The organism is Brevibacterium sp. UCMA 11752 (assembly GCF_021532235.1).
Classification (GTDB): domain Bacteria; phylum Actinomycetota; class Actinomycetes; order Actinomycetales; family Brevibacteriaceae; genus Brevibacterium; species Brevibacterium antiquum.
Genome location: NZ_JACBOS010000003.1, coordinates 1,108,141 through 1,129,032 on the forward strand (window position 1 = coordinate 1,108,141; position 20,892 = coordinate 1,129,032).

Genomic DNA, 20,892 nt, shown 5'->3' on the forward strand with positions numbered 1-20,892 from the left:
AGCAGATGCCGGGCACGTACGCTTTCTGCGTCTGCGTCTGCGTCTGCGTCTGCGTCTGCGTCTGCGTCTGCGACCGGGGCCGCTGCCCTGGCCCGACTCGGCGGCAGTTGGAAGTCGGAGCGGGATGGGCGGCGGAAACCGGTATGCCCTGAGCTCGGGTGATGAGACACTCATTCATAAAGACATACGCATATGTTAATGTGATTGCGGAGGAGGTTTCCATGGCTCATGATCACTCGCACAGCTCAGGATCGCGTCGACGGTTGGCGATCGTCTTCGGCATCGTCCTGGTGATCTTCGTCTTCCAGGTGATCGGCTCGATCATGACGGGCAGTCTGGCGCTGTTGATCGACACCGGACATAATTCCGTCGACCTCATCGGAATCGGGATCGCACTCTTCGCCGCCACCTTGGTCCGCAAACCGCCGAAGGGTCAGAAGACCTGGGGGTTTCGCCGAGCCGAGGTGCTTGCCGCCGGGGCGCAGGCGACTCTGCTGCTGGGACTCGGCGTCTACAGCCTCATCGAGGGCATCCGTCGCTTCTTCGTCCCGCCCGAGGTGCCGGGCCCGGAACTGATGGTATTCGGTGCCGTCGGACTTCTCGGCAACATCGTGTCGATCATCATCCTCAGTTCCTCCAGAGAACAGTCACTCAACCTCAAGGCCGCATTTCTCGAGGTCATCGCCGATGCATTGGGATCCGTCGCCGTCATCCTCGCCGCCGTCTCCATCTGGCTCTTCGACTGGACCCGCGCCGATGCCGTGGCAGCTCTGTTCATCGCCGCGCTGATCGTCCCCAGGGCCTTCTCCATCCTGAAGGAGACCGGATCGATTCTGCTTGAAGTCGCCCCCAGGGAACTCGACCTCGAGAAGGTCAAGATGCACATTGAGGGAGTCGAGCACGTCCAAGAGGTCCATGACCTTCACGTGACGCGCATCGATTCGAACCTCCCCGTGCTCACCGCCCACGTGGTCCTCGCTGACGAGTGCTTCTACGACGGACATGCCCCGCGAATACTCACCGCGCTCCAGGAGTGCCTGGCTGAGCACTTCAAGGTCGCCATCGAACACTCGACCTTCCAGTTCGACAGAGCGAAGGACGCGGCTCAGGAGACGCACACCCACACCTGAGGCCGTCTTGGACGGTGGCTCAGCTCGTTCTGTGGCTTTGCCTGCAGGGCTCACTTCGCAGCGGACGGAACCGAAGTCTTCGCGTGGATCTCCTCGAGCTGAGCGACGATTGCCTCCGTCATCTCAAGTGTGTTGGAATCTCCGCCGAGGTCGCGTGGGAGGATGCCCGCGCCGGTCACGTTCTCAATGGCCTGTCGAATCTGCAGGGCCTCGGCGGTCAGCCCGAACTGGTCGAGCATGAGGGAGGCAGACGAGATCGCTCCGATCGGATTGGAGACTCCCTGCCCCGCGATGTCGGGTGCCGAACCATGGACGGGTTCGAACATCGAAGGAAATCGCTTCTCAGGATTGAGGTTGGCGCTCGCAGCGAGCCCAAGGCTTCCGGCCAAGGCTGAGCCCAGATCGGAGAGTATATCGGCGTGGAGGTTGGAGGCGACGACGACGGAGAGGTCCTCTGGGTGCAGGACGAACTTCGCGCTCATGGCATCAACCAAAACGCTTTCGGTCTCCACGTCCGGGTATTCCTCGGCGATTCGGGTGAAGACCTCGTCCCAGAGCACCATTCCATACTGCTGCGCATTCGACTTGGTGACGCTCGAGACCTTTTTGACTGCTCTTGTCCGCGCCAAGTCGAAGGCGAACCGGATGATTCGTTCGCAGCCCTTCTCAGTGTGCAGGCTGGTCTGCAGTGCAACCTCATTGCCGGGGCCGCGACCGCTGAGGTTGCGGCCTCCCATGCCGGCGTACTCGCCTTCACTGTTCTCTCGGACGACGACCCAGTCCAGGTCGGTGTCATCGGCTTTTCGCAACGGGGACTCGACGCCGGGCATGAAGGTCACTGGGCGAATATTGGCCCACTGGTCGAAGGGCTGCGTGATCGCGAGGCGAAGGCCCCACAGGCTGGTGTGGTCAGGGACCTCGCTCGATCCGACGGCGCCGAAGTAGATGGCATCGTGTCCCTGCAGCTCCTCAAGGCCGCCTTCAGGGATGTAGTGTCCGTGTTCAAGATAGTACTCGGAGCTCCAGGGATACTCGGTGACGTCGAAGGCGATTGTTCCCTCCGAGAGCTTGGCGACAGTGTCGAGGACCCTCAGCCCGGCGGCGACTACCTCACCGCCGATGCCGTCACCGGGGATGGAGGCTATGGAGAATGTCTGCGTCTCGGTCATTGTTCGTCCTGGTTCTGAGGGGCAGTGGGTCGTCTCCATTGAGCAGGGAAAACGTACATAAGTCCAAGACTCAATAGCAATCCCACGTATAGGTCGAGACTATGACCCTAGGTCACGGGCTGATTCGAGGAAGCGTGCGGCTGCGGGTGTCAGGCCCTCCTGGCGCGCAATGGCAGACACGTGAAGCGAAGGTGCACCTGTGATGGAGTGCAGGCGGACCTGTCCGGCGTCCGCGAACGTCTGCCAGGAAGCGGGTAGTACAGCGTGGCCGATGCCGGCTTTCACTAGCGGCAGGATCGATGTTCGATGGGTGACCTCCGCTGCGATGTCGATATCAATACCGGCGGCGATCAGCTCGTCGACATAGGCTCGCATGAGGGACCCTTTGTGCGAGACGACCAGCCGCGTCCCCGAGAGGGGTTCGGGACTCACCGACTCGGTGTCGGTGAACTGGGAGACCTCGGAATTGTGGGCGAGCATCAGCGGCTGATCGGCGAGCTGGATGACCTGCAGGTCATTGATCTGCAGCGGATCCCGTCCACCGAGGAATCCGACCTCCGAGCGACCATAGCGAACGGCTTCGATCGTTTCATCAACAGTGAAAGTGCCGTTGAGGTCGAACGCGATCTGTGGGTGGGAACGGGCGAAGGTCGCCATCAGGGTTGTCAGCGGTTCGATGCTCGGAGAGGGCATGGCGGCGATCTGGATCCGACCGGACTGGAGTCCGCGCAGGCCCTGCACGTGGGCCTTGGCAGTTTCGAGATCGCGGACGACGAGTCGGGCCGGCCCCTCCAGTTCCTTGCCCGCCTCGCTCAGGCTGACAGTGCGACCGATGCGGTGAAAGAGCGTCACGCCCAGTTCTCTCTCGAGGCCCTTGATCGTCTGCGATAGCGAAGGCTGTGCGACAAGGAGGGTCTCGGCTGCCTTGGTGAAACTCCCAGTGTCGACGACGGCGAGAAACTGGCGAAGCTGACGAATGTCCATAGGCATATCCTATTGGTTGCATTGGAAATGAGCCTTGGACTATTTCGCCGCGGTCCGCCAGGGTGAGACCAAAGCGATGAAAGGACCAATGACGGTGAATATTTCGCATGAACGCGGCAAAGGCGGCTCGTCGATTCTGAAGACAGATGTTCGCGAAGCACTTCTGGGAGGCAAAACCTTCCGAAGTTTGAGCGAGCAGAAGCTCTCGCCTCGGGAAGAGAAGTTCGAGCGGGCGAGGATGACCTCCGGGTTCGTGCTGGCGCCATTGGTGGCCATCGTATTTGCCCTCATACCCATGGGTCTGACCTACCAGCAGCAGATGTTGGCAGCGATCCTGCTGGCTGTCATCGTTCTCTGGATCACGGAGCCGGTGCCGATCCCCATAGGAGGACTGCTCGGTGTCGGCGCAGTCGTCGTCTTGGGAATCGTTCCCGCCGCCGATGCTGTCGGACCCTTCGGGTCATCGACGATCTTCACCTTCATCGGCGCCTTCATCTTGGCGCAGGCGATGCTGCACCACGGGATAGCTCAGCGGCTTGCGCTGACTGTCCTCTCGCTTCCTGGAGTCGGCAAATCTGTTTACCGGGTCATCATCGCCTTCGGACTGATCACCTGCATTCTTTCCGCTTTCGTCTCGAACACGGCAACGGTGGCAATGCTGATGCCGACCGCACTGGGAATCCTTGCTGTCATCGCGGAGCTTATGCAGGAACGTGGAATCGTCAAACAGGACTTCGACCCGCTGCGACTTCGGGTCGGCGCCGCCCTGCTGCTGATGCTGGCCTACGGCGCCAGCGTCGGAGGACTGCTCACTCCTGTCGGTTCGCCGCCGAACCTTATCGGGCGTGGGCTGATCGAGGAAGCCACCGGCACGAAGATATCTTTCGGTCAGTGGATGGCTGTTGCTCTTCCCATCTGCATTGCGATGTTCATCATCCTCGCGATCGTGCTGCTGCTGTTGAACAAGCCGGAGATCCACAAGATCGAAGGTGTCGAAGAGTACGTACGAAAAGAACTGGCGGAACTCGGCCCCGTCTCTCGGGCGGAGAAGAACACATTGTTCGCCTTCGGCGTCACAGTCGTGCTGTGGCTGCTGCCTGCGTTCGCCGCATTGTTCACCGGCACGGATTCGGCCATCTACGATTTCCTCGACTCCCGGCTCGACGAGGGCATCGTCGCCGTGATCGGAGCTGCTCTTCTGTTCATCCTTCCGGTTGATTGGAAGCGCCGCGAACCTACCTTGACGTGGACCCAAGCAGCCAAAATCGACTGGGGAACCATCATCCTCTTCGGCTGCGGGATCATCTTCGGTTCGCTTCTGGCTGACACCGGCTTGGCCGAAACGATCGGTACCGGTTTCGCGGATGGCATGGGCGTCACCAGCCTGTTGGCGATCACCATCGTCTCTGTGGTCTTGGCGATTCTGATCTCGGAGACGACGTCGAACACCGCGGCGGCTGCAGTCATCGTCCCGATCGTCATTCCGCTGTGTCAGGCAGCGGGCATCGACCCCTTCGTCCCAGCCATGGCTGCCACCTTCGCTGCTTCCTTCGGCTTCATGCTCCCGGTCTCGACTCCGCAGAACGCGATCGTCTATGGCACCGGCGCAGTTCCGATCACGAAGATGATACGAACGGGATTCTCCTTCGACATCATAGGTGCCATCCTCATCGTCGTGCTGGTGCCCGTCATGATCGGAGTCGTCGGTCTGGGATAGTAGCCATGAGATATGAGTTGCGGAGGCACGACGGTCGCTTGAACGCACAACGGTCGGTAACTCCTGGTCGAATCCGCTGCTTCCTGCGACCAGGAGTTACCGACTGTTGAGTTCAGAACACGGGCACACGTACACCAGGGCGCCGGCGGCTCAGCTCTGCGGCAGGATCTGCAGCGAGTCGGTGCGGAACTTCTCGAGCTTCGCGGGGTCGATCGAAACGCCGAAGCCGACACCTGTGGGCACGTCGACCTTGCCGTCGTACATGACGATCTCTTCGGTGATGTCCTCGCGGAAGAAGCGATTCGATCCGGAGATGTCTCCGGGCAAGGTGAAGCCGGGCAGCGATGCCAGGGCGGCATTGGCGGCACGGCCCAAACCGGTCTCGACCATTCCGCCGTGCCAGACTGCTACACCATGTGCGGCGCAGAGATCATGGATCTTCTTCGCCTCGATGAAGCCGCCCACTCGCCCAGGCTTGATGTTGATGACGGCTGCCGCACCCATGGAGATCGCATCTGCGGCGGCTTCAGCGGAGTCGATCGACTCGTCCAGACACATCGGAGTCTCCATCAGCTTCGCGAGCTCGCCGTGCTGGCGGATATCGGCCTCTCCCAAGGGCTGCTCGATGAGGAGGAGGCCGTACTCGTCCAGCCTGCGCAGGTGGGAGGCATCGACGAGGGTGTAGGCGGCGTTGGCATCGACCTGGAAGCCGAAGTCATCGCCGAAGGCCTTGCGCACAGCGGCGATTGGGGCAATATCCTTACCCGGCTTGATCTTGAGTTTGATGCGGGCATAACCCTCGTCCAGATACCCGCCGATGACCCGGACCGTCTCTTCGACAGAATCCTGGATCCCCACAGAGACTCCGGAGGGGACGGAGTCGACGACGCCGCCCAGGTAGGTCTTGAAGGACTGGTCGTTGAGTTTGAGCTGGGCCTCGATGACCGCCATCTCCAGCGCCGACTTCGCCATCGGGTGACCGATCACGTGACGCAGATGCCAGGCCACGGTCTCCGCGGTCAGATCGTCGACGTCGAAGAGGATCGGAGCCAGCCACCGCTTCGTCACATCGATACCCGAAGCCACGTACTCAGAAGAGTAGAGCGGGGAGATCATCGCCACCGACTCACCCCAGCCCGTGATCTCACCCTTCGGGGTGTCGAAGGTGGCCTCGACGAGGTAGCAGTCCTTCTCCGTCTCCCGCATGAACGAGGTCTCGAAGGGGGTGACGAGGGGAATGGACACCTGGTGGAGAGTGACCGAGTTGAGTTTCATGCGCCATGCACCTTCTTTGTGTTCGGGGCTGATGATCCTGTGGCCCAGCCTATAACCACTCGCAGGACCACCTCGGCGGGCATTGGAGTATGGGACAGCGGTGGGCATCCGAAGTGCGGAACCCGCCGATTTCGGTGGACCAGAATGGTGGGTTCCAGCGGTGAGATCGACATGAGTCTCCCGCGGAATACTCCGACAGGATTCCTTGTGGCCGCCCGCGTCTCGCAGCACCCGTCTCACGCGCCGGTCTGCCGCTGGAGCGCGTGCGCCCGACATTGGTACTGTGAGTCAAAGATCCTGCTCAACTCAAGGGAGAGCTACGTGAACGACTACCTGCGGTCGCTCAAAGGCCGGAAGCAGAAGTGGTTCGGACTCAAACTGCCAGTCAAGGCTGCACTTGCGCAGCCGTATCTCCACCCGATGCTGAGGACGGTGGCGCCCCACATCAACGGCATCAAGGTCGGCAGGCTCCCCGCACCGATCGGACTCACCGAGGTTCGCGGGCGTGCCGGAGGCGCCGGCTTCTACCTCGTCGATCCGTTCCGCTGCGAGATCGCCAAGGAATTCTACTGGGGCAAGGGCCGCCGGACGGAGGCAGAGGACGCCTTCGCGCTCGACCTCATGGTCGAACTGTCCCGCGACGCGGACGTGTTCCTCGATATCGGCGCCTACACCGGGGTCTTCACGATGGCGGTGCTGGCAGCGAATCCGACCGCGGTCGCCCACTCGTTCGAGATTATCCCCGCCGTCGTCACCGGGTTGGAGAAGAACGTAGCGCGCAACCACCTCGGCGATCGGGTGACTGTTCATCCGACGGGCGTCGGCAAGCCCGGCACCACGATGCAGGTGCCCACCGGCGACGGAGGATCGGCATTGCCGTCGTTCTATGGGACCGGCATGGACTTCGACTCCGGTGCGCAGGTGCGCTTCACCTCGCTCGACGAGCTCCTCCCGGATCTGCCGCCCGGCCGTCCGCAGGTGACCGTGAAGATCGATGTGGAAGGTGCGGAGAATGACGTCCTCGACAACGGTCGGGAACTGTTGGGCACACTGCAGCCGGACATCCTGTGCGAGGTCCTCGACGACCGGGCACAGCCCGAGCAGCTGATGCGCATCCTCGACCGCTTCGACTACCACTACTACCTCGTCGGCGACGACCACCTCAGCGCTCATGACGAGATCGTTCCCGACCCGCATTTCCGCGACTGGCTCTTCACGACGAAGAACCCGGAGGATATGCGGGTAGCGGGCTACCCGGTCAGGTGACCGACCAAGTCAGCGCAGCGCGCTGAAACTCGCTTCAGCTCTGCGGCGAAGGCTGGTCTCAGCCCTGGAGCTGACCAGTGAAGTCAGCCCTGGAGCTGATCGGCGATGAGGGCAGCGAGCAGGGCTGTGCGCGGGGCGATCTCAGCGATGACCGCGTGCTCATGCTCGGCATGCGCTCCATCGCCCACAGCACCCAGGCCGTCAAGTGTCGCAATGCCGTCACCGGCGGTGAAGTTGCCGTCCGAAGCGCCGCCCACGGACACGCCCTCCGGAGCGGGCAGGCCGAGCTCAGCAGCCAGGGCAGTGGCACGATCGAAGAGTTCAGCCGACTGCTCACGTTCGAACGGCGGACGGTTGACTCCGCCGATGACCTCGATCGACGAGCCTTCCAGCTGCGGGCGGGTGGCGAGTTCACGCATGGCTGCATCGACTCGATCGAGTTCGGCAGCCGTGCGTGCACGCACATCCACATCAACGCGCGCCTCGGCGGGAACCGTGTTCGAGGTGGTGCCCGCACTGACCACGGTCGGGACCACAGAGGTGCCCGCTGAAGCATCGGCAAGATCTGCGACAAGGGGCAGGTGCAGGGCCAGAGCCATGCCCGCGTTGATCCCCTTCTCCGGTTCGAGCCCGGCGTGAGAGGCCTTGCCCGTGAACACGAGAGTGTAGTTGCTCGTGCCCTTGCGCTCGAGCTTGAGCGCACCGCCGGCGCTCGCCTCCATCACATACACGGCCTTCGCCTCGGCCGCCTCGGCGCGAATGAGATCGGATGACGAGATCGACCCGATCTCCTCATCACCGGTGACCAGAATCGACAGTCCCTCAAGGGCTCCCTCGCCGAGGTGCTCGCGCAGAATCGCGCTCGCGTGGATGCTCATGATCGCCCCGGTGAGCATGTCGAAGCTGCCCGGACCGCGCAGAATCCCCTCGTCGGTGGAGAAGGGCTTGCGGTCCAAGGTCCCGTGCGGCCACACCGTGTCCTGATGGTTGAGGAGGACGACGCGGGCCGGGCCCGAACCGAAGCGCAGGCGCACATGGGCGGTGTCATCAACGGTGATGACCTCAGCGGTGGCCCCGAGGCGCTCGTGCAGCAGTTCGACGAAGTCCTGGGCACCGGCGGCCACGGCTGCTTTGTCGTGTGACGGTGTCTCCTTCGTGATGACGCGTCTGATGTCTTCGAGGATGAGTGGGAGACGGTCGGCAGCCTTCGATACGAGGTCAGCGGACTGGAGATCTGAGGATAGTGAGGTGGTCATGCGCCGATTCTACGATGTGGCCTGCAAGGGCGGTTGCGGCGTCCGCATCATGCGACGTGGCTGAGCCTATGCGGGTCGAGAAAAGTCGGACTTCGCACACGCGCAAACCGGGTCAGTCTGTGGTTTGCTTGACCCATGGGTGAGGCAGTCAATTCCAAGCGGTACACGCCGGAAGAACGCACGCTGTATCGGGAGAAGCTCGCGGAGAACCTCGAGCTCTTCGACACGTATCTGCGCCATGCGGAGTTCAAGTCCGCGGGCACGATCGGTCTGGAGCTCGAACTCAACCTCATCGACTCCGACAATCAGCCGAGCCTGAACAACACGAAGGTCCTCGAGCGCCTCGACGACGAGTACCAGTCGGAGATCGGCGGGTTCAACCTCGAACTCAACCACCCGGTGCTGCAAGTGGCCGGGCGTGGGCTGAAGACTCTGGAAGCGGGCGTGGCGCACCGGCTGGGCAAGGCCCAGAAGGCCGCCGAGGCGGAAGGGCTGAAGGTCGCATCGATCGGGACTCTGCCGACCCTGAGCACCCAGTTCCTCACCGAAGAGACATGGATCACCGAAGAGAATCGCTACGAGGCGCTGAGCAACTCGATCGTCGACGCTCGGGGCGAGTACGTCCGCATCGAACTCGACGGCGAGGAGAAGTACAAGCACGAATTCTCCGATATCGCCCCGGAAGCATCCTGCACCTCGATGCAGCTGCACCTGCAGGTCGCACCCAACAAGTTCGCCGAGGCGTGGAACGCCTCCCAGGCGATCGCGGCAGCCCAGGTCGCGATGAGTGCGAACTCCCCACTGTTCGTCGGTCGCAAACTCTGGCACGAATCCCGGATTCCGGTGTTCACCCAGTCCATCGATACGCGCACCCCGGAACTCGTCAACCAGGGAGTTCGGCCCCGAGTCTGGTTCGGGGAGCGCTGGATCACGAGCGTCTTCGACCTCTTCGAGGAGAACGTCCGCTACTTCCCACCGCTGCTGCCCGAGATCAAGGACTTCGTCGAGTTCAGTTCGGCCGATGCTCCGAAGCTCTACGAACTCAACCTGCACAACGGCACCGTGTGGCGCTGGAACCGACCCATCTACGACTCCTCGGACTCCGGAGCCCATATCCGTGTGGAGAACCGACTGCTCCCGGCCGGCCCGACGCCCGTCGACATGGTCGCCGATGCCGCTTTCTACTACGGTCTGGCCGAATTCCTCGTCGGAGAGAACCGCCCCGTGTGGTCTCGGATGTCGTTCAAGGAGGCGGAGGAGAACTTCTTCGCCTGCGCCAAGGACGGCATCCATGCGCGCGTGACCTGGCCGAAGATCGGCCACATCGATGTCGCGGATCTCGTACTCGATGTTCTCATTCCGCAGGCGCGCAGGGGGTTGAGCCGATTGGGCATCGACAAGGACGTCATCGAAGAGTACATGTCGATCATCGAAGGCCGGGCCGAGAAGCGGACCAACGGTGCGACCTGGCAGCTGAAGATGCTTGACCGCTTGGCCCCGAACAGTGCGCCGGACTCGCCGGAGCGCCGCGAGGGACTCAAGCAGATGATGGACGCCTACGTGGCGAACCAGGCTTCCGGCGAACCCGTCCACACCTGGGACGTGCCCATCTGAGCGTTTGCCTGTCCGAGCATTCGTCCGACCGAGGCGATGCGGGCCCGCTGCGGCGCAGCCACCAACGGCGTCGCGCGCATCCGACATCGCTTAGGTGGTCGAAATGGTGCGGTCGTGAGCAGCGCAATGCGTCCAAAATGACCACTTAGGGCCCAATCAGGGACGGCCGGCCTCATGAAGGGGCAGTCAGAGGCGTTCCACCTCGACGAAGACGATGTCGTCGGTGCCATCGGGATTCGAGACCTCATGTTCGGATCCTGCGGCGCGTGTGTAGCTGACTCCTGCTTCGAGGTCCGCGACGATCGACGTGCCATCCGAGTTCCGCACGTGCATCGCATCGGTGACCATCGGAATGACGACGTACTCAAACTCATGTCTGTGCATCGGGATGACCCCATCAGGCTGGATCGTCCACCTGGTCACGCGGAAGACTCCGTTGTCGAGCTGGACCTCACCTGTCGAACCGGTGTTCTCATCGCTCATGATTGACACTCCTTCTGGTCGTCGCTGATGGTCTGCTCCTCACCCTAGCCTTCAGCACAACAGCATCCCAGCCCTGCACGTGACCCGCGGCACACAGGAACCGCCTCGACGGTTAGCATGAGCAGTATGCGATACCCCTATGCTGACATCGACGATGTCGAAGACGATATCCGCGAAACCATCCTGGCCGTGTCAGAGAAATCGGGCTTCGTGCCCAATGTCTTCCTCTCCCTGGCCCGGCGGCCGGCCGAGTTCCGAGCATTCTTCGCCTACTACGACGCTCTGATGGAGAAGGAGACCGGGAACCTGACCAAAGGTGACCGGGAGATGATCGTCACGGCCACCTCGGCGGTCAACAACTGCCTCTACTGCGTCGTCGCCCACGGAGCCGTGCTGCGGATCATGGAGAAGAAGCCCCTGGTCGCAGACCAGGTGGCCGTCAACTACAGGCAGGCCGACATCACCGACCGTCAGATGGCGATGCTCGACTTCGCGATGACGGTCTGCACAGAGCCCTGGGCGCTGTCCGACGCTGACTTCGCGGCCCTGGCCGAACACGGGTTCGACGACGAGGACGCCTGGGACATCGGTGCCATCACCGGATTCTTCGGCCTGTCCAACCGCATGGCACACGTGGGCGGAATGATGCCCAACCCCGAGTTCTACCTCATGGGCCGCGTCCCGCGCGAGAGGAAGTGACCAATGACCATGAGCACTCAGACGAGCGCACCCCGCGTCTCTGACCGGGCCGGACTCGTCCAGCCCTTCGCCGCCATGAATATCGTGGCCAAGGTCCAGGAGATGTCGCGCCAGGGCCAAGACACCATCGCCATGTGCCTGGGCGAACCGACCCAGGGTGCACCGGGGCCGGTGCGCAGGAGAGCCGCCGAGGTGGTCACCGACGGCACGAACCTCGGCTACTCCCGGATCTTCGGCATCCCTGAACTGCGCACAGCCATCGCCGGGCACTACCGCGACTGGTACGGCGTTGAGGTGCCCACGGAACGCATCGCCATCACCACGGGTTCCTCCGGTGCTTTCCAAACGGCCTTCCTGACCTGCTTCGACGCAGGTGACCGCGTCGCGCTCGCCCGCCCGGGCTACGGCGCATACAAGAACATCCTCGCCGCATTGAACTGCGAGATCGTCGAACTCGACTGCGGTGGAGACCATGGCTTTCAACCGACCGTCGAACTCCTCGAGCAGGCACATGCGAAGGCCCCGCTCAAGGGACTCATGCTCGCCTCGCCGGCGAATCCGACGGGGACGATGATCTCAGGCGACCACCTCGGCGAACTCATCTCCTGGTGCGCGGAACACGGTGTGCAGGTGATCTCCGACGAGATCTATCACGGCATCAGCTACATCGGCACGCGTGGTGAGACCGCGTTGGCCCATGATGACAATGCCATCGTCATCTCCTCGTTCTCGAAGTACTGGGCGATGACCGGATGGCGGCTCGGCTGGGCTATCCTGCCCGAAGAGCTGACAGATGCTGCCCAGAACGTGACCGGAAATCTCTCGCTGTGTGCCCCGGTTCCCGCCCAGTATGCGGCCGTGGCGGCCTTCACGGAGGAGTCCTATGCCGAATGCGAGGCGGCGGTCGAATCCTTCGCCCGTGCCCGCAAGCACGTTCTCGACGCCACTGCTGACCTGGGGTTCTCCGATATGGCCCCGCCCGATGGGGCGTTCTACATGTATGCCCGCATCGACGAGATCCTGCAGCGGTCGAGTGACGACATCGTGACTGCGACCGATTGGTGTCAGGCGCTTCTCGACGCTACCGGAGTCGCCTTGGCTCCGGGTGATGACTTCGACTCCCTCAACGGGTCGCGTTCGGTGCGGCTGTCGCTGGCTGTCGGTGCGGACAAGACCGCCGAGGCGCTCGACCGGATCCTTGACTTCATGCGATGACCCCGAACTCGGCCGCGGCCCATGGCGAGGAACCGCCCGTACAGCCGCCTGCGCCCTCGGGGTCACCAGCCGCCTCAGAACCGTCGCCTTCAGGGCTGCCGACACTGGGCATCATCGTGTCAGCACTGCTCCTGGGTTCGGCCGGTCTGTTCGTCATCCTTGCCGAGGCGAGTGCTCCGACCGCGGCATTTCTGCGCTGTTGGATCGCTGTCATCGTCTTGGCGCCCTTGGCGATCCTCGAGCTCCGACGCCATGGGCTCCTGCCGTCCAGGGCCCTCATCGTCGCAGCTGTCTCGGGTGCGGCACTGGGCATCGACTACGTGCTGTGGGCCCAGAGCGTCCTCGATGCTGGAGTCGGCGTCTCCACTGTCCTCATCAGCATCCAGGTCATCGTATTCCCGGCACTGGTATGGGTCTTCGGAGGAACGCGGCCCGGGTGGCTGTTCATCACGTGCATTCCCATCATGATCATCGGCATGCTGCTGACCGGAGGCGTCTTCGGCGCCGATGAGGGAGCGGCGAATCCGGTGCGCGGCGCGATCTTCGGAGTGCTCTCGGGAATTCTCTACGGCGTCTACATCTTCGGCATCCACCACTGTCGGAAGGCGGCACCGAACTTCGTGGTCGCGCCCGTGGCGGTGGGCACCATTGCTGCGGGAGTGATGACAGCGATCGCCGGTGTCGCACTCGGCGGGCTCGACTTCGACCTGGGCTGGGACGGGTGGGCGTGGATGGTGGCGCTGGCCGTCTTCGGCCAGGCTCTGTCATGGGTGCTGCTGAGCATCTCGAGCCCGCTGGTGACGGTATCGCGGACCGCCGCCCTCATGCTGCTCCAACCGCTGTCGGCAGTGGTCCTGGGGTCGGTCATCGCCGGAGAGCGGCTGCAGTCGCCGCAGTGGATCGGTGCGGTGCTGGTCGTCGTGATCGTCTGGATCGTCGGTGGTGGACCGGAGGCACTGCGCAGACGACGCTGACGTCGGGGCGAGGCCCGAAGACTTGTTCAGTGCTCGTGACCTTCGACGGTGTGGGCCAGAGCGTCGAGGATGATGTGAGCGACGTGGTCGTCCTTGAGCGAGTAGTAGGCTTCGCGGCCGATTCGGTTGACTCCGACGAGGTGGAGGCCGCGCAGGAACTTCAGGTGTTGGGAGACCAAGGGCTGCGAAAGCTCGGTGGACTCAACGATGTGCGTCACTGTCGCCTCACCGTGGGCGAGAACCAACAGCATCTTCAGCCTCGATGGTGTGGCCAGTGCCTTGAATAGGTCGGCGGTCTCTGAGATGGCTTCGAGATTGCCCTCGGGGTTGCGCAGGAGCTGCTTGACTGCGGCATTGACCGGGGTGGAATCTGAAGTGGAGGCCATGGATAGAGATTACCGGAAATTCTGCGGCGAACTCACCGTTCAGCTCAGGGCTTCGACGTCGTCCTGACTGCCGATGAGGTCGTCGGCCAGAGACTCCCACTGCTCATAGGCGTCAGGCAAGGCGGACCGTTGGACGGCCTGTGCCGCCTCGGTGGGGGCCATCGTGTGCCAATCATCGATCTGTACGAGTCCCGGGTTCTCGATGTCCGGGTTGATTCCGTAGAAGGACTTCGTGGCAAAGATGGGGTCGTTGAGGCGCTCCGGTTCACCCCAACCCTGCGACGGGCGCTGCTGGAACAGACCGATCGAGTCGCGGTCACCCGAGTCGAGGTTCCGCAGCGAGGATTCCTGGAGCGCGGTCATGAGAGCGATTCTGATGGCACGGTCATCGAAGTCGCCGCCGCGACCGATGCCGATGATCAGTCGGGCATTGTCGATCTGCTGTTCGGTCAGTTGATTCACTGAAGCCATCTGCATCTGCCTGATCGTAGTCGAGCCGAACGAGACCGGTGAGTTGATGATGACGACGGCAGCAAGGGCCAAAGCCGCCACCGCTGCCCCGAAACCGATCAGGGCACCACGAAGCACGGACCGAGAGCCCTTGCGGTGTCGAGTCGTTCCAGCCATGAATATAACGATAATGCAACAAACTGAGGGATGCATGTGTCCACGCCGTGCCTTTTGTCACAGAACGGTCACGGAAGTGAACTTTTTTGTGTACCTCGGAGGCGATGCTACCTGTTCCAACTCTGCGACATCTCCTCGGGGCGAATCGACCAGCGTGCTGACTAAGATCGGATCATGATCTTCGTGAGACGACGCAACCCGAGATCTCGACTCTTCGGATGCCTGGTGGGTGTGATCGCGGCAGTCATCATGGTGGTCGTTGTCATCGCAGTCGTCGCCGCAGTGGTTCTTGTGGGCGCTGGCACCGACAGGTCGGGCGGGAACTCAGACGCGGACTCGGGTGGGCGCGACGCACCGAGCGGCGCCCCGGCCTCCCGCGGGCACTGGTCCAGCGGCGGCTGAGCAGCCGCGCGGCTGGGTTGCTTCAGCTCTCAGTCCTGCTGCCGGCGACTGATCGCCGGGGCAGTTCTCGAGATGGTGGTCTTTCGTTTCGCCATGGCCTTGACCTTGACACGATGTCAAGGGCTTCACTGGTCTCAAGGAGGTGGGATCAATGACCAACCCACACAGCACCACGCAGACATATGAGGGCCAGGAGCCCGTCATCGCGGCCTTGGCGTCGTCGAACCCGCAGCAGCGACTGCAGGCGGCGCTGTCCGTCGGAACCACTGCCGAGGACCGCCACCTCGGCGCTCTCATCCAGCGGTGCAGAATCGAACCGGACTTCTTCGTTCGTGACATGCTCACCTGGGCGATGACTCGGATGCCCGCCGAGGCGACCGTGCCGCTGCTCATCGCCGAGCTGAGCTCCGATGTGCCGCAGGCCCAGAGTCAGGCACTGCACACTTTGTCGAAGATCGGTGATCCCCGCGGCTGGGAGGCCATGGACCCGGGAGCTATCGGAGACAGGCTGATCGCTCATGCCGACACCGAGGTGGCCCGCAGCGCGTGGAGGGCTGCCGTGGCACTTGTCCCCGGTGGTGACCGAAAGCGGTTGGCATTGTCCCTGGTCACACAGCTTGGGAAGGGTGACATGGAGACGCAGAAGAGCCTCAGCCGAGCCCTCGTCTCTTTGGGTGAGGATCTCGTGTCAGTGCTCGATGGAAGACTGCAGGCAGAGGAAGAAACAGTGCGGACACACGCCGTGGCGACCCGGGACATGTTCACCGATCCGGACGCCGGCTTCGCTCACGCCTTGAGCGAAGCCAAGCGCGTGGTCGCACTGGGGTCCGAGGCGTCAGCATAGGTCGATTTTGGGAAGGGTCGGCCGAGGCGGCACTGCCGGGCGGGGCAAGCTCGCGCAGTGCTGCGTGCGACACCTCGGACTCCTTTCTCATGAACTGGATGCGGCTGATGGCGCAGCCGTGACAGCGTGAGCTGTCTATAGTGGAAGCGGGAGAGGGGTGCTGATGCTGATCGGCGAGGTGGCCAAACGGTCAGGCGTGAGTGCCCGCATGCTGCGGCACTATGAATCCTTGGGGCTCATTGATCCCAGTGAGCGCACCTCGAGCGGGTATCGGGAGTACTCGGCAGCCGATATCGGACGCATCTTCCACATCGAAGGGCTGCGCAAGCTCGGAATGTCGCTGGCAGAGATCGGGACTCTCCTCGATGATCCTGCGTTCGATCCGCGTCGTGTGATCCGCGAGCTGGTCGAGACGTCGAGGCGACGCATCGCAGCCGAACAGGAGCTGCTCTCCCATCTCGAGCGCATCGACCGTCTCCACCATGCCGACGGGGAGGCACTGCTGCTGACCATCGATCTCATGCGCTCCCTGGAATCCGGCGACGTGATCCAGCGGCATAAGGCGGCACTGGGCAGCGGCGTCGACGGTACTGTGCCCGTGGAGTCCCTGTCGGCGGCCGCTCTCAACGAACCTGTGCTCAATGCTGCCGGGGCCATGCGCTGGGCCTTGGCCAAGTCGGGACCCGAAGCGGTCCGCTATCTGGCGAAGGGAATGGGCGACCTCTCCGTCGACGTCCGTCGCAACGCGCTCCAGGCGCTCGACGAGATTCGTCGCAATACAGGCAAGGACGAGCTCGGGCCCGTCGCTGAGGCGACCATCACCGAGGCCCTGCGCTCCGGACTCGGCGACACTGATTTTCAAGTGCGCAGCGAGGCCGCACTCATTCTGGGGCAGATGGGCGATCTCGCTGCAGTCGCGGATCTGCTCGAAATCGCGATGGAGGGCCCTAAGGACATCGAGGCCGCCGAGGCGCTCGCCGCCTTCGTCAACGAAGCCCCGGAAGCAGGGGAGCGTGCTGAGGTCGCGACGCGGATCATGTCGGATCTGCGTCGGCATGCGCGGTCCCCAGAGGCGGCTGTGCGGTTCCGAGTGCTGCAAGTCCTCATCGAGATTCCGGGTGCCCAGGTCGATGATTTCATTGCCGAACTCAGCACCGACGAAAATCTTGAGGTCGCGGCGATAGCGACTGCGACCCTGAATCGTCGCCGCGATCATTAAACTTGTCCCATGACGTCCGGAACCACGACGCCCGAGCCTGGGCCCGACCGCTCGGATGCCTCGTTGAAGCGACGACAGAGGCAGCCGTTTGCGTTCCGCCGTCACCGTTTCACCGTCACCGGGGTTCTCGATTACCTCTTCTTCCTCTTCGGGGGTGCATCGTCAACGTGGTTGGCGATGCTGATCCTGTTCGAGGGGTTCTCGCTCGGGTGGTGGCAGGTGCTGACGCTCCTCGTGTTCTGGGGAGTGGTCTCGTACCTGGCGCTTCCACGGCTGCATCGCATCCTCTCCCAGATCTACGTCCCGAACTATTTCATCGGTCGGGCCCGAACCTCGGACGGACTGCTCGGTGACCCGGTCAACCTCGCATGGCGCGGTGACGAAACGCAGATCCATCACGCGATGAAGGCTGCGGGCTGGATACTTGCCGATGGCATCACACCAGCCTCAACCTGGGAGATCATCAGATCCACTCTGACGCGGAGAAGCTATCCCAAAGCTCCGGTGTCGCCCCTGCTGCTGTTCGGCAGGCGCCAGGACTTCGCCTATCAGCAGGAGGTCGACGGCGACCCCGGACAGCGCCACCATGTGCGGTTCTGGAAGTGCCCCACCGGTTGGATGCTGCCCGGTGGGCATCAGGCGGACTGGTTGGCGGCGGGCACCTATGACAAGAGCGTCGGGATCTCACTGTTCACCCTGCAGTTCACCCACAAGATCGAAGAGAACACCGACGTCGAACGTGACTACATCGTAGACACGGTGGCTTCGGCCGATGAGGCGATCGTCGTCCAGCACATTGAGGACTTCTCGACCGGTTATCACTCACGCAACGGCGGTGGCGACGCGATCATCACGGACGGGGATCTGCCGATCATCGAAGTCACCGAGGTGGCCGCCGACGAAACAGATACTCCTGACCGACTCGAACTCGCCCTCGATGCGACTCAGATCTATTCCGACGCACGCTCGGTCAGAGAAGTGACGAAGACCCTGTGGCACAAGCGGCCGCTGCAGACGGTCGTCGGTGCCGCCCTCGTCCTGGTCCTGCTCATCTTTCAAGCGTGGGATGTGCTGGGCACAGTGCTCGACTGGGATGGGCTGCGCACCGAGGTCGTTGACTACAGCGAAGACATCGAAACCCTCGCCGATGAAACCGCAACACGAATCGTGGCAGGAGTTCTCATCGGACTCAGCCTCCTCATCGGGTGCCTGCAGGTGATCGCGAGCATCTCCGTTTTCCGCGGCAGCAATCGGGCTCGACTGTGGATCCTGACTCTTTCCACGGTGTCCGTGATCGTGTCGATGACGAACTACTTCACGGGAGACCGCGATCTCGCGACCAACATGTACGCGCTGACGACGATCGCGATGCAGGTCGCCGTGCTGCTGTCGCTGTCCAGCGATTCCTCGCGGCTCTTCACTCGCTTCAGCACCGCGGAGCTGCGGGCCGAACGTCAGGAACAGGCACTCGAGGACTGAGTGCCGGTTCCGGGCTCACCGGCACAGAAATACCTGGACTGAGCAAGAAGCTGTGTATCCTGACGGCGACTGCATTACGGCGGGGCGAACCTGCCGACGGAACCGGACACCAGCGAAGAGGCGGAACCCCATGACCGAGCCGACATCCAACTCAACTGCTCCCACTGAGTCAGCTGCTGCCACCGACGCGAAGGTCTTCGACACGATCGACGCAGCGCTCAAGGTGGTCAGTGCGGAAATCGAGATCGCCGCACCCGCCTCGGAGATCTTCGAGCTCATCGCGGACCCTGCCCGCCAGCCCGAATGGGACGGCAACGACAATCTGGGCACAGCCGCCCAGGGACAGCGGCCGACCAGCGCCGGCGGATCCTTCATCACCACTTTGACCAAAGGCGTGGATCGAGAGAACCATATCGTCGCCTTCGAGGAGGGCAGGCTCATCGCCTGGAAGCCCTCGGAGGTCGATGGTGAACCGTTCGGCCAGAAGTGGACATGGGAGATCGAAGCGGCAGGAGAACGCTCAAGCCTGGTTCGCCAAACCTATGACTGGACCGAGTTGAGAGACCCCCTGCGACTGCCACGCGCGCAGTCGACGACGTCCGAGAATCTCTTGGCGTCGCTTGAGAGACTCAAGACGCTCGCCGAAAGCTGAAGCGAAAAGCTCCTCACCGAGGCCAGGCATCTGCCAAGCGTGAGAGCAGCTGTGCCAGGAGCGCACGCTCCTCATCGGTGAACCCGTCAAGGGCCAGGTCGACACTCTCACGTTGGGCTCCCCGGAACCTGTTCGAGATCGCTCGCCCCTTCTCCGTCAGCGCAATGAGAGTGCGACGGGCGTCATCGGGGTCGGCTTCACGTTGGAGCAGCCCCAGTTCGACGCCCTGTGACACGAGGCGGGAGGCGCGAGGCTGGTCGACGCCGATGGACTCGCCGATCGCACTGACGCCAAGTGATCGGCCGGCCTGAGCGAGGGCGATGAGCAGTCGCAGCTGCGCTCGCCCGCCGAGGTGGGCGCCGAGTCTCCCTTTCCAGTCGTGTTCCTCCTCGTGCCGACCGCGACCGAATGGGACGTCGCCCCGTCCTGGACCGCCGAACCCGGGATGGCCACCGAAGCCTGCCGCACCGCCCGGAAGTCCGAATCCGCGCGGACCGCCGCCGGGGCCGCGCCTCCACTGCAGGCGCGTCAACGCCTCGGCGATCCTCTGACTGGCATTGTCCGTACCCTGATCGCTGTCTCCCTGATTGCTCATACTCCGATTTTACATGTTGATTGACATGTACCTGAAATGCATGTCATGCTACATGTACATGTCAGATGACAAGCAAAGGAGATGACATGAACTCGCACTACAACAGCGAACAGAATGACAGCACCACCACCAGCACCACCACCAGCGACAACAGCACCACCACCAACAGCGGCCAAGAAGGTCGCGACGACCGTGCAGACGATCGTAGTGAGAATCCCAGTCAGGAGAGCATGAATATGAACGATGGAAACGAATTCGACGAGGCAGGCCCCGCCGAGGGTGGCCATTCCGAATTACGTGACGAGACCCCAGAGTTGACGGACCTTCTCAAGCAGGCGAGCCGTCTGCTGCGCCGAACGGCCTTTGCCGCAGGTGCGGCGGGGGAGTTCGGAAGCCGCGGCCAGGCGATCCGTGAACAGGTCGATGCCGTGATCGACGAGGCGCTGTCGGATGAGGAGCTCGAATCTCTGACAGAGAATCTGGGCAAAATCGTTGACGCGTTCGACGGGAATGCAGGCGGCGCAGGCGATGAATGGAATGATCGCCGAGACTTCGCCGGTCGGCGCGGCTTCGGACCCGAGTTCGGACCCGAGTTGGGACGCGGGCTCAAACATGGATTCGGTCCTCGCCGCGACCGGGGGCAGCGTCCTGAGTGGGCTTCGCGTGGTGGCTGGTACTCACCCGAGGAATGGGGCGAAGACATGGCAGACGAAGGCCGTTTCAGCCACCACCGAGGTCATGAAGAGTGTGGACCAATCACTCACGGCGCCGACCACCGAGGTCGCGACCATCGTGGACATGGCCACCGCGCTGGCAGCCGACGCCGAGGCATGGGCAGGATGGTCGGGGCTGCCTTCGACCACGGATTCGCAGCAGGCTACAAGCGCGGCGTCCGGTCCTGAACGC

At 62.8% G+C, this 20,892-nt stretch carries 21 protein-coding genes; 13 read left to right on the top strand and 8 right to left on the bottom strand.

The features are described from left to right. The first annotated feature begins 221 nt into the window (after positions 1-221). Positions 222-1,130: a cation diffusion facilitator family transporter gene (locus HU144_RS04995; protein ID WP_235350384.1), complete on the top strand. Its 909-nt coding sequence runs from the start codon at positions 222-224 to the stop codon at positions 1,128-1,130. Between the two features lie 50 nt (positions 1,131-1,180). On the opposite strand, the gene HU144_RS05000 is transcribed toward HU144_RS04995, so the two are convergent. Together HU144_RS05000 and HU144_RS05005 are read right to left on the bottom strand one after the other, a co-directional pair. Next, positions 1,181-2,299, bottom strand: a complete 1,119-nt coding sequence (locus HU144_RS05000) for a tartrate dehydrogenase (protein ID WP_235350385.1) — start codon at positions 2,297-2,299, stop codon at positions 1,181-1,183. Positions 2,300-2,398: 99 nt separating this feature from the next. Continuing rightward, positions 2,399-3,283, bottom strand: a complete 885-nt coding sequence (locus HU144_RS05005) for a LysR family transcriptional regulator (protein ID WP_235350386.1) — start codon at positions 3,281-3,283, stop codon at positions 2,399-2,401. Positions 3,284-3,371: 88 nt separating this feature from the next. On the opposite strand from HU144_RS05005, the gene HU144_RS05010 reads away from it, so the two are divergent. Beyond that, the gene (locus HU144_RS05010; RefSeq protein ID WP_235350387.1) at positions 3,372-5,000 is read left to right on the top strand and encodes an SLC13 family permease; all 1,629 of its coding nucleotides are present in this window, start codon (positions 3,372-3,374) and stop codon (positions 4,998-5,000) included. Between the two features lie 150 nt (positions 5,001-5,150). Here the strand turns inward: HU144_RS05010 and menC are convergent, their stop codons facing one another. Beyond that, entirely contained in the window at positions 5,151-6,275 is a 1,125-nt protein-coding gene (menC, locus tag HU144_RS05015; RefSeq protein WP_235350388.1) for an o-succinylbenzoate synthase, read from the bottom strand. A 321-nt stretch (positions 6,276-6,596) separates the two neighbouring features. Between menC and HU144_RS05020 the strand changes: the two genes are divergently transcribed. Continuing rightward, positions 6,597-7,541: an FkbM family methyltransferase gene (locus HU144_RS05020; RefSeq protein ID WP_235350389.1), complete on the top strand. Its 945-nt coding sequence runs from the start codon at positions 6,597-6,599 to the stop codon at positions 7,539-7,541. Between the two features lie 83 nt (positions 7,542-7,624). Here the strand turns inward: HU144_RS05020 and HU144_RS05025 are convergent, their stop codons facing one another. Further along, positions 7,625-8,797: a M20 family metallopeptidase gene (locus HU144_RS05025; protein ID WP_235350390.1), complete on the bottom strand. Its 1,173-nt coding sequence runs from the start codon at positions 8,795-8,797 to the stop codon at positions 7,625-7,627. A 135-nt stretch (positions 8,798-8,932) separates the two neighbouring features. Here HU144_RS05025 and HU144_RS05030 point away from each other — a divergent pair, with 135 nt between their 5' ends. Continuing rightward, complete coding sequence (locus HU144_RS05030; protein ID WP_235350391.1) at positions 8,933-10,411, top strand: glutamate-cysteine ligase family protein; 1,479 nt, start codon at positions 8,933-8,935, stop codon at positions 10,409-10,411. Between the two features lie 186 nt (positions 10,412-10,597). Here the strand turns inward: HU144_RS05030 and HU144_RS05035 are convergent, their stop codons facing one another. Continuing rightward, on the bottom strand, positions 10,598-10,894 hold the full coding sequence (locus HU144_RS05035; RefSeq protein WP_235350392.1) for a cupin: 297 nt from the start codon (positions 10,892-10,894) through the stop codon (positions 10,598-10,600). Between the two features lie 117 nt (positions 10,895-11,011). Between HU144_RS05035 and HU144_RS05040 the strand changes: the two genes are divergently transcribed. Genes HU144_RS05040 through HU144_RS05050 form a run of 3 tightly spaced genes read left to right on the top strand, consistent with a single transcriptional unit; the run spans position 11,012 to position 13,782 of the window. Then, on the top strand, positions 11,012-11,593 hold the full coding sequence (locus tag HU144_RS05040; protein WP_235350393.1) for a peroxidase-related enzyme: 582 nt from the start codon (positions 11,012-11,014) through the stop codon (positions 11,591-11,593). A 9-nt stretch (positions 11,594-11,602) separates the two neighbouring features. Continuing rightward, on the top strand, positions 11,603-12,808 hold the full coding sequence (locus tag HU144_RS05045) for a pyridoxal phosphate-dependent aminotransferase (protein ID WP_235350394.1): 1,206 nt from the start codon (positions 11,603-11,605) through the stop codon (positions 12,806-12,808). Next, entirely contained in the window at positions 12,805-13,782 is a 978-nt protein-coding gene (locus tag HU144_RS05050) for a DMT family transporter (RefSeq protein WP_235350395.1), read from the top strand. Before HU144_RS05045 ends, HU144_RS05050 begins: the two co-directional genes overlap by 4 nt. Before the next feature lie 26 nt (positions 13,783-13,808). On the opposite strand, the gene HU144_RS05055 is transcribed toward HU144_RS05050, so the two are convergent. Continuing rightward, a complete protein-coding gene (locus tag HU144_RS05055) occupies positions 13,809-14,168 on the bottom strand; it encodes an ArsR/SmtB family transcription factor (protein WP_143923918.1) in 360 nt (119 codons plus the stop codon). Positions 14,169-14,207: 39 nt separating this feature from the next. After that, complete coding sequence (locus tag HU144_RS05060) at positions 14,208-14,795, bottom strand: peptidoglycan-binding protein (protein ID WP_235350396.1); 588 nt, start codon at positions 14,793-14,795, stop codon at positions 14,208-14,210. A 174-nt stretch (positions 14,796-14,969) separates the two neighbouring features. Here HU144_RS05060 and HU144_RS05065 point away from each other — a divergent pair, with 174 nt between their 5' ends. The 5 genes from HU144_RS05065 (at position 14,970) to HU144_RS05085 (ending at position 19,391) form a co-directional block, all read left to right on the top strand. Continuing rightward, complete coding sequence (locus HU144_RS05065) at positions 14,970-15,197, top strand: hypothetical protein (RefSeq protein WP_235350397.1); 228 nt, start codon at positions 14,970-14,972, stop codon at positions 15,195-15,197. A gap of 151 nt (positions 15,198-15,348) precedes the next feature. Further along, a complete protein-coding gene (locus tag HU144_RS05070) occupies positions 15,349-16,041 on the top strand; it encodes a HEAT repeat domain-containing protein (RefSeq protein WP_235350398.1) in 693 nt (230 codons plus the stop codon). A 163-nt stretch (positions 16,042-16,204) separates the two neighbouring features. Further along, positions 16,205-17,260 carry a MerR family transcriptional regulator gene (locus HU144_RS05075; protein ID WP_235350399.1) on the top strand — a complete coding sequence of 352 codons (1,056 nt, stop codon included), beginning with the start codon at positions 16,205-16,207 and terminating at the stop codon, positions 17,258-17,260. A gap of 9 nt (positions 17,261-17,269) precedes the next feature. Then, a complete protein-coding gene (locus tag HU144_RS05080; RefSeq protein WP_235350400.1) occupies positions 17,270-18,739 on the top strand; it encodes an LssY C-terminal domain-containing protein in 1,470 nt (489 codons plus the stop codon). 130 nt (positions 18,740-18,869) lie between these two features. Then, complete coding sequence (locus tag HU144_RS05085) at positions 18,870-19,391, top strand: SRPBCC family protein (protein ID WP_235350401.1); 522 nt, start codon at positions 18,870-18,872, stop codon at positions 19,389-19,391. Between the two features lie 13 nt (positions 19,392-19,404). On the opposite strand, the gene HU144_RS05090 is transcribed toward HU144_RS05085, so the two are convergent. Further along, positions 19,405-19,986, bottom strand: a complete 582-nt coding sequence (locus tag HU144_RS05090) for a MarR family winged helix-turn-helix transcriptional regulator (protein WP_235350402.1) — start codon at positions 19,984-19,986, stop codon at positions 19,405-19,407. 86 nt (positions 19,987-20,072) lie between these two features. Between HU144_RS05090 and HU144_RS05095 the strand changes: the two genes are divergently transcribed. Further along, positions 20,073-20,888, top strand: a complete 816-nt coding sequence (locus HU144_RS05095) for a hypothetical protein (protein ID WP_235350403.1) — start codon at positions 20,073-20,075, stop codon at positions 20,886-20,888. Positions 20,889-20,892 lie beyond the last annotated feature (4 nt).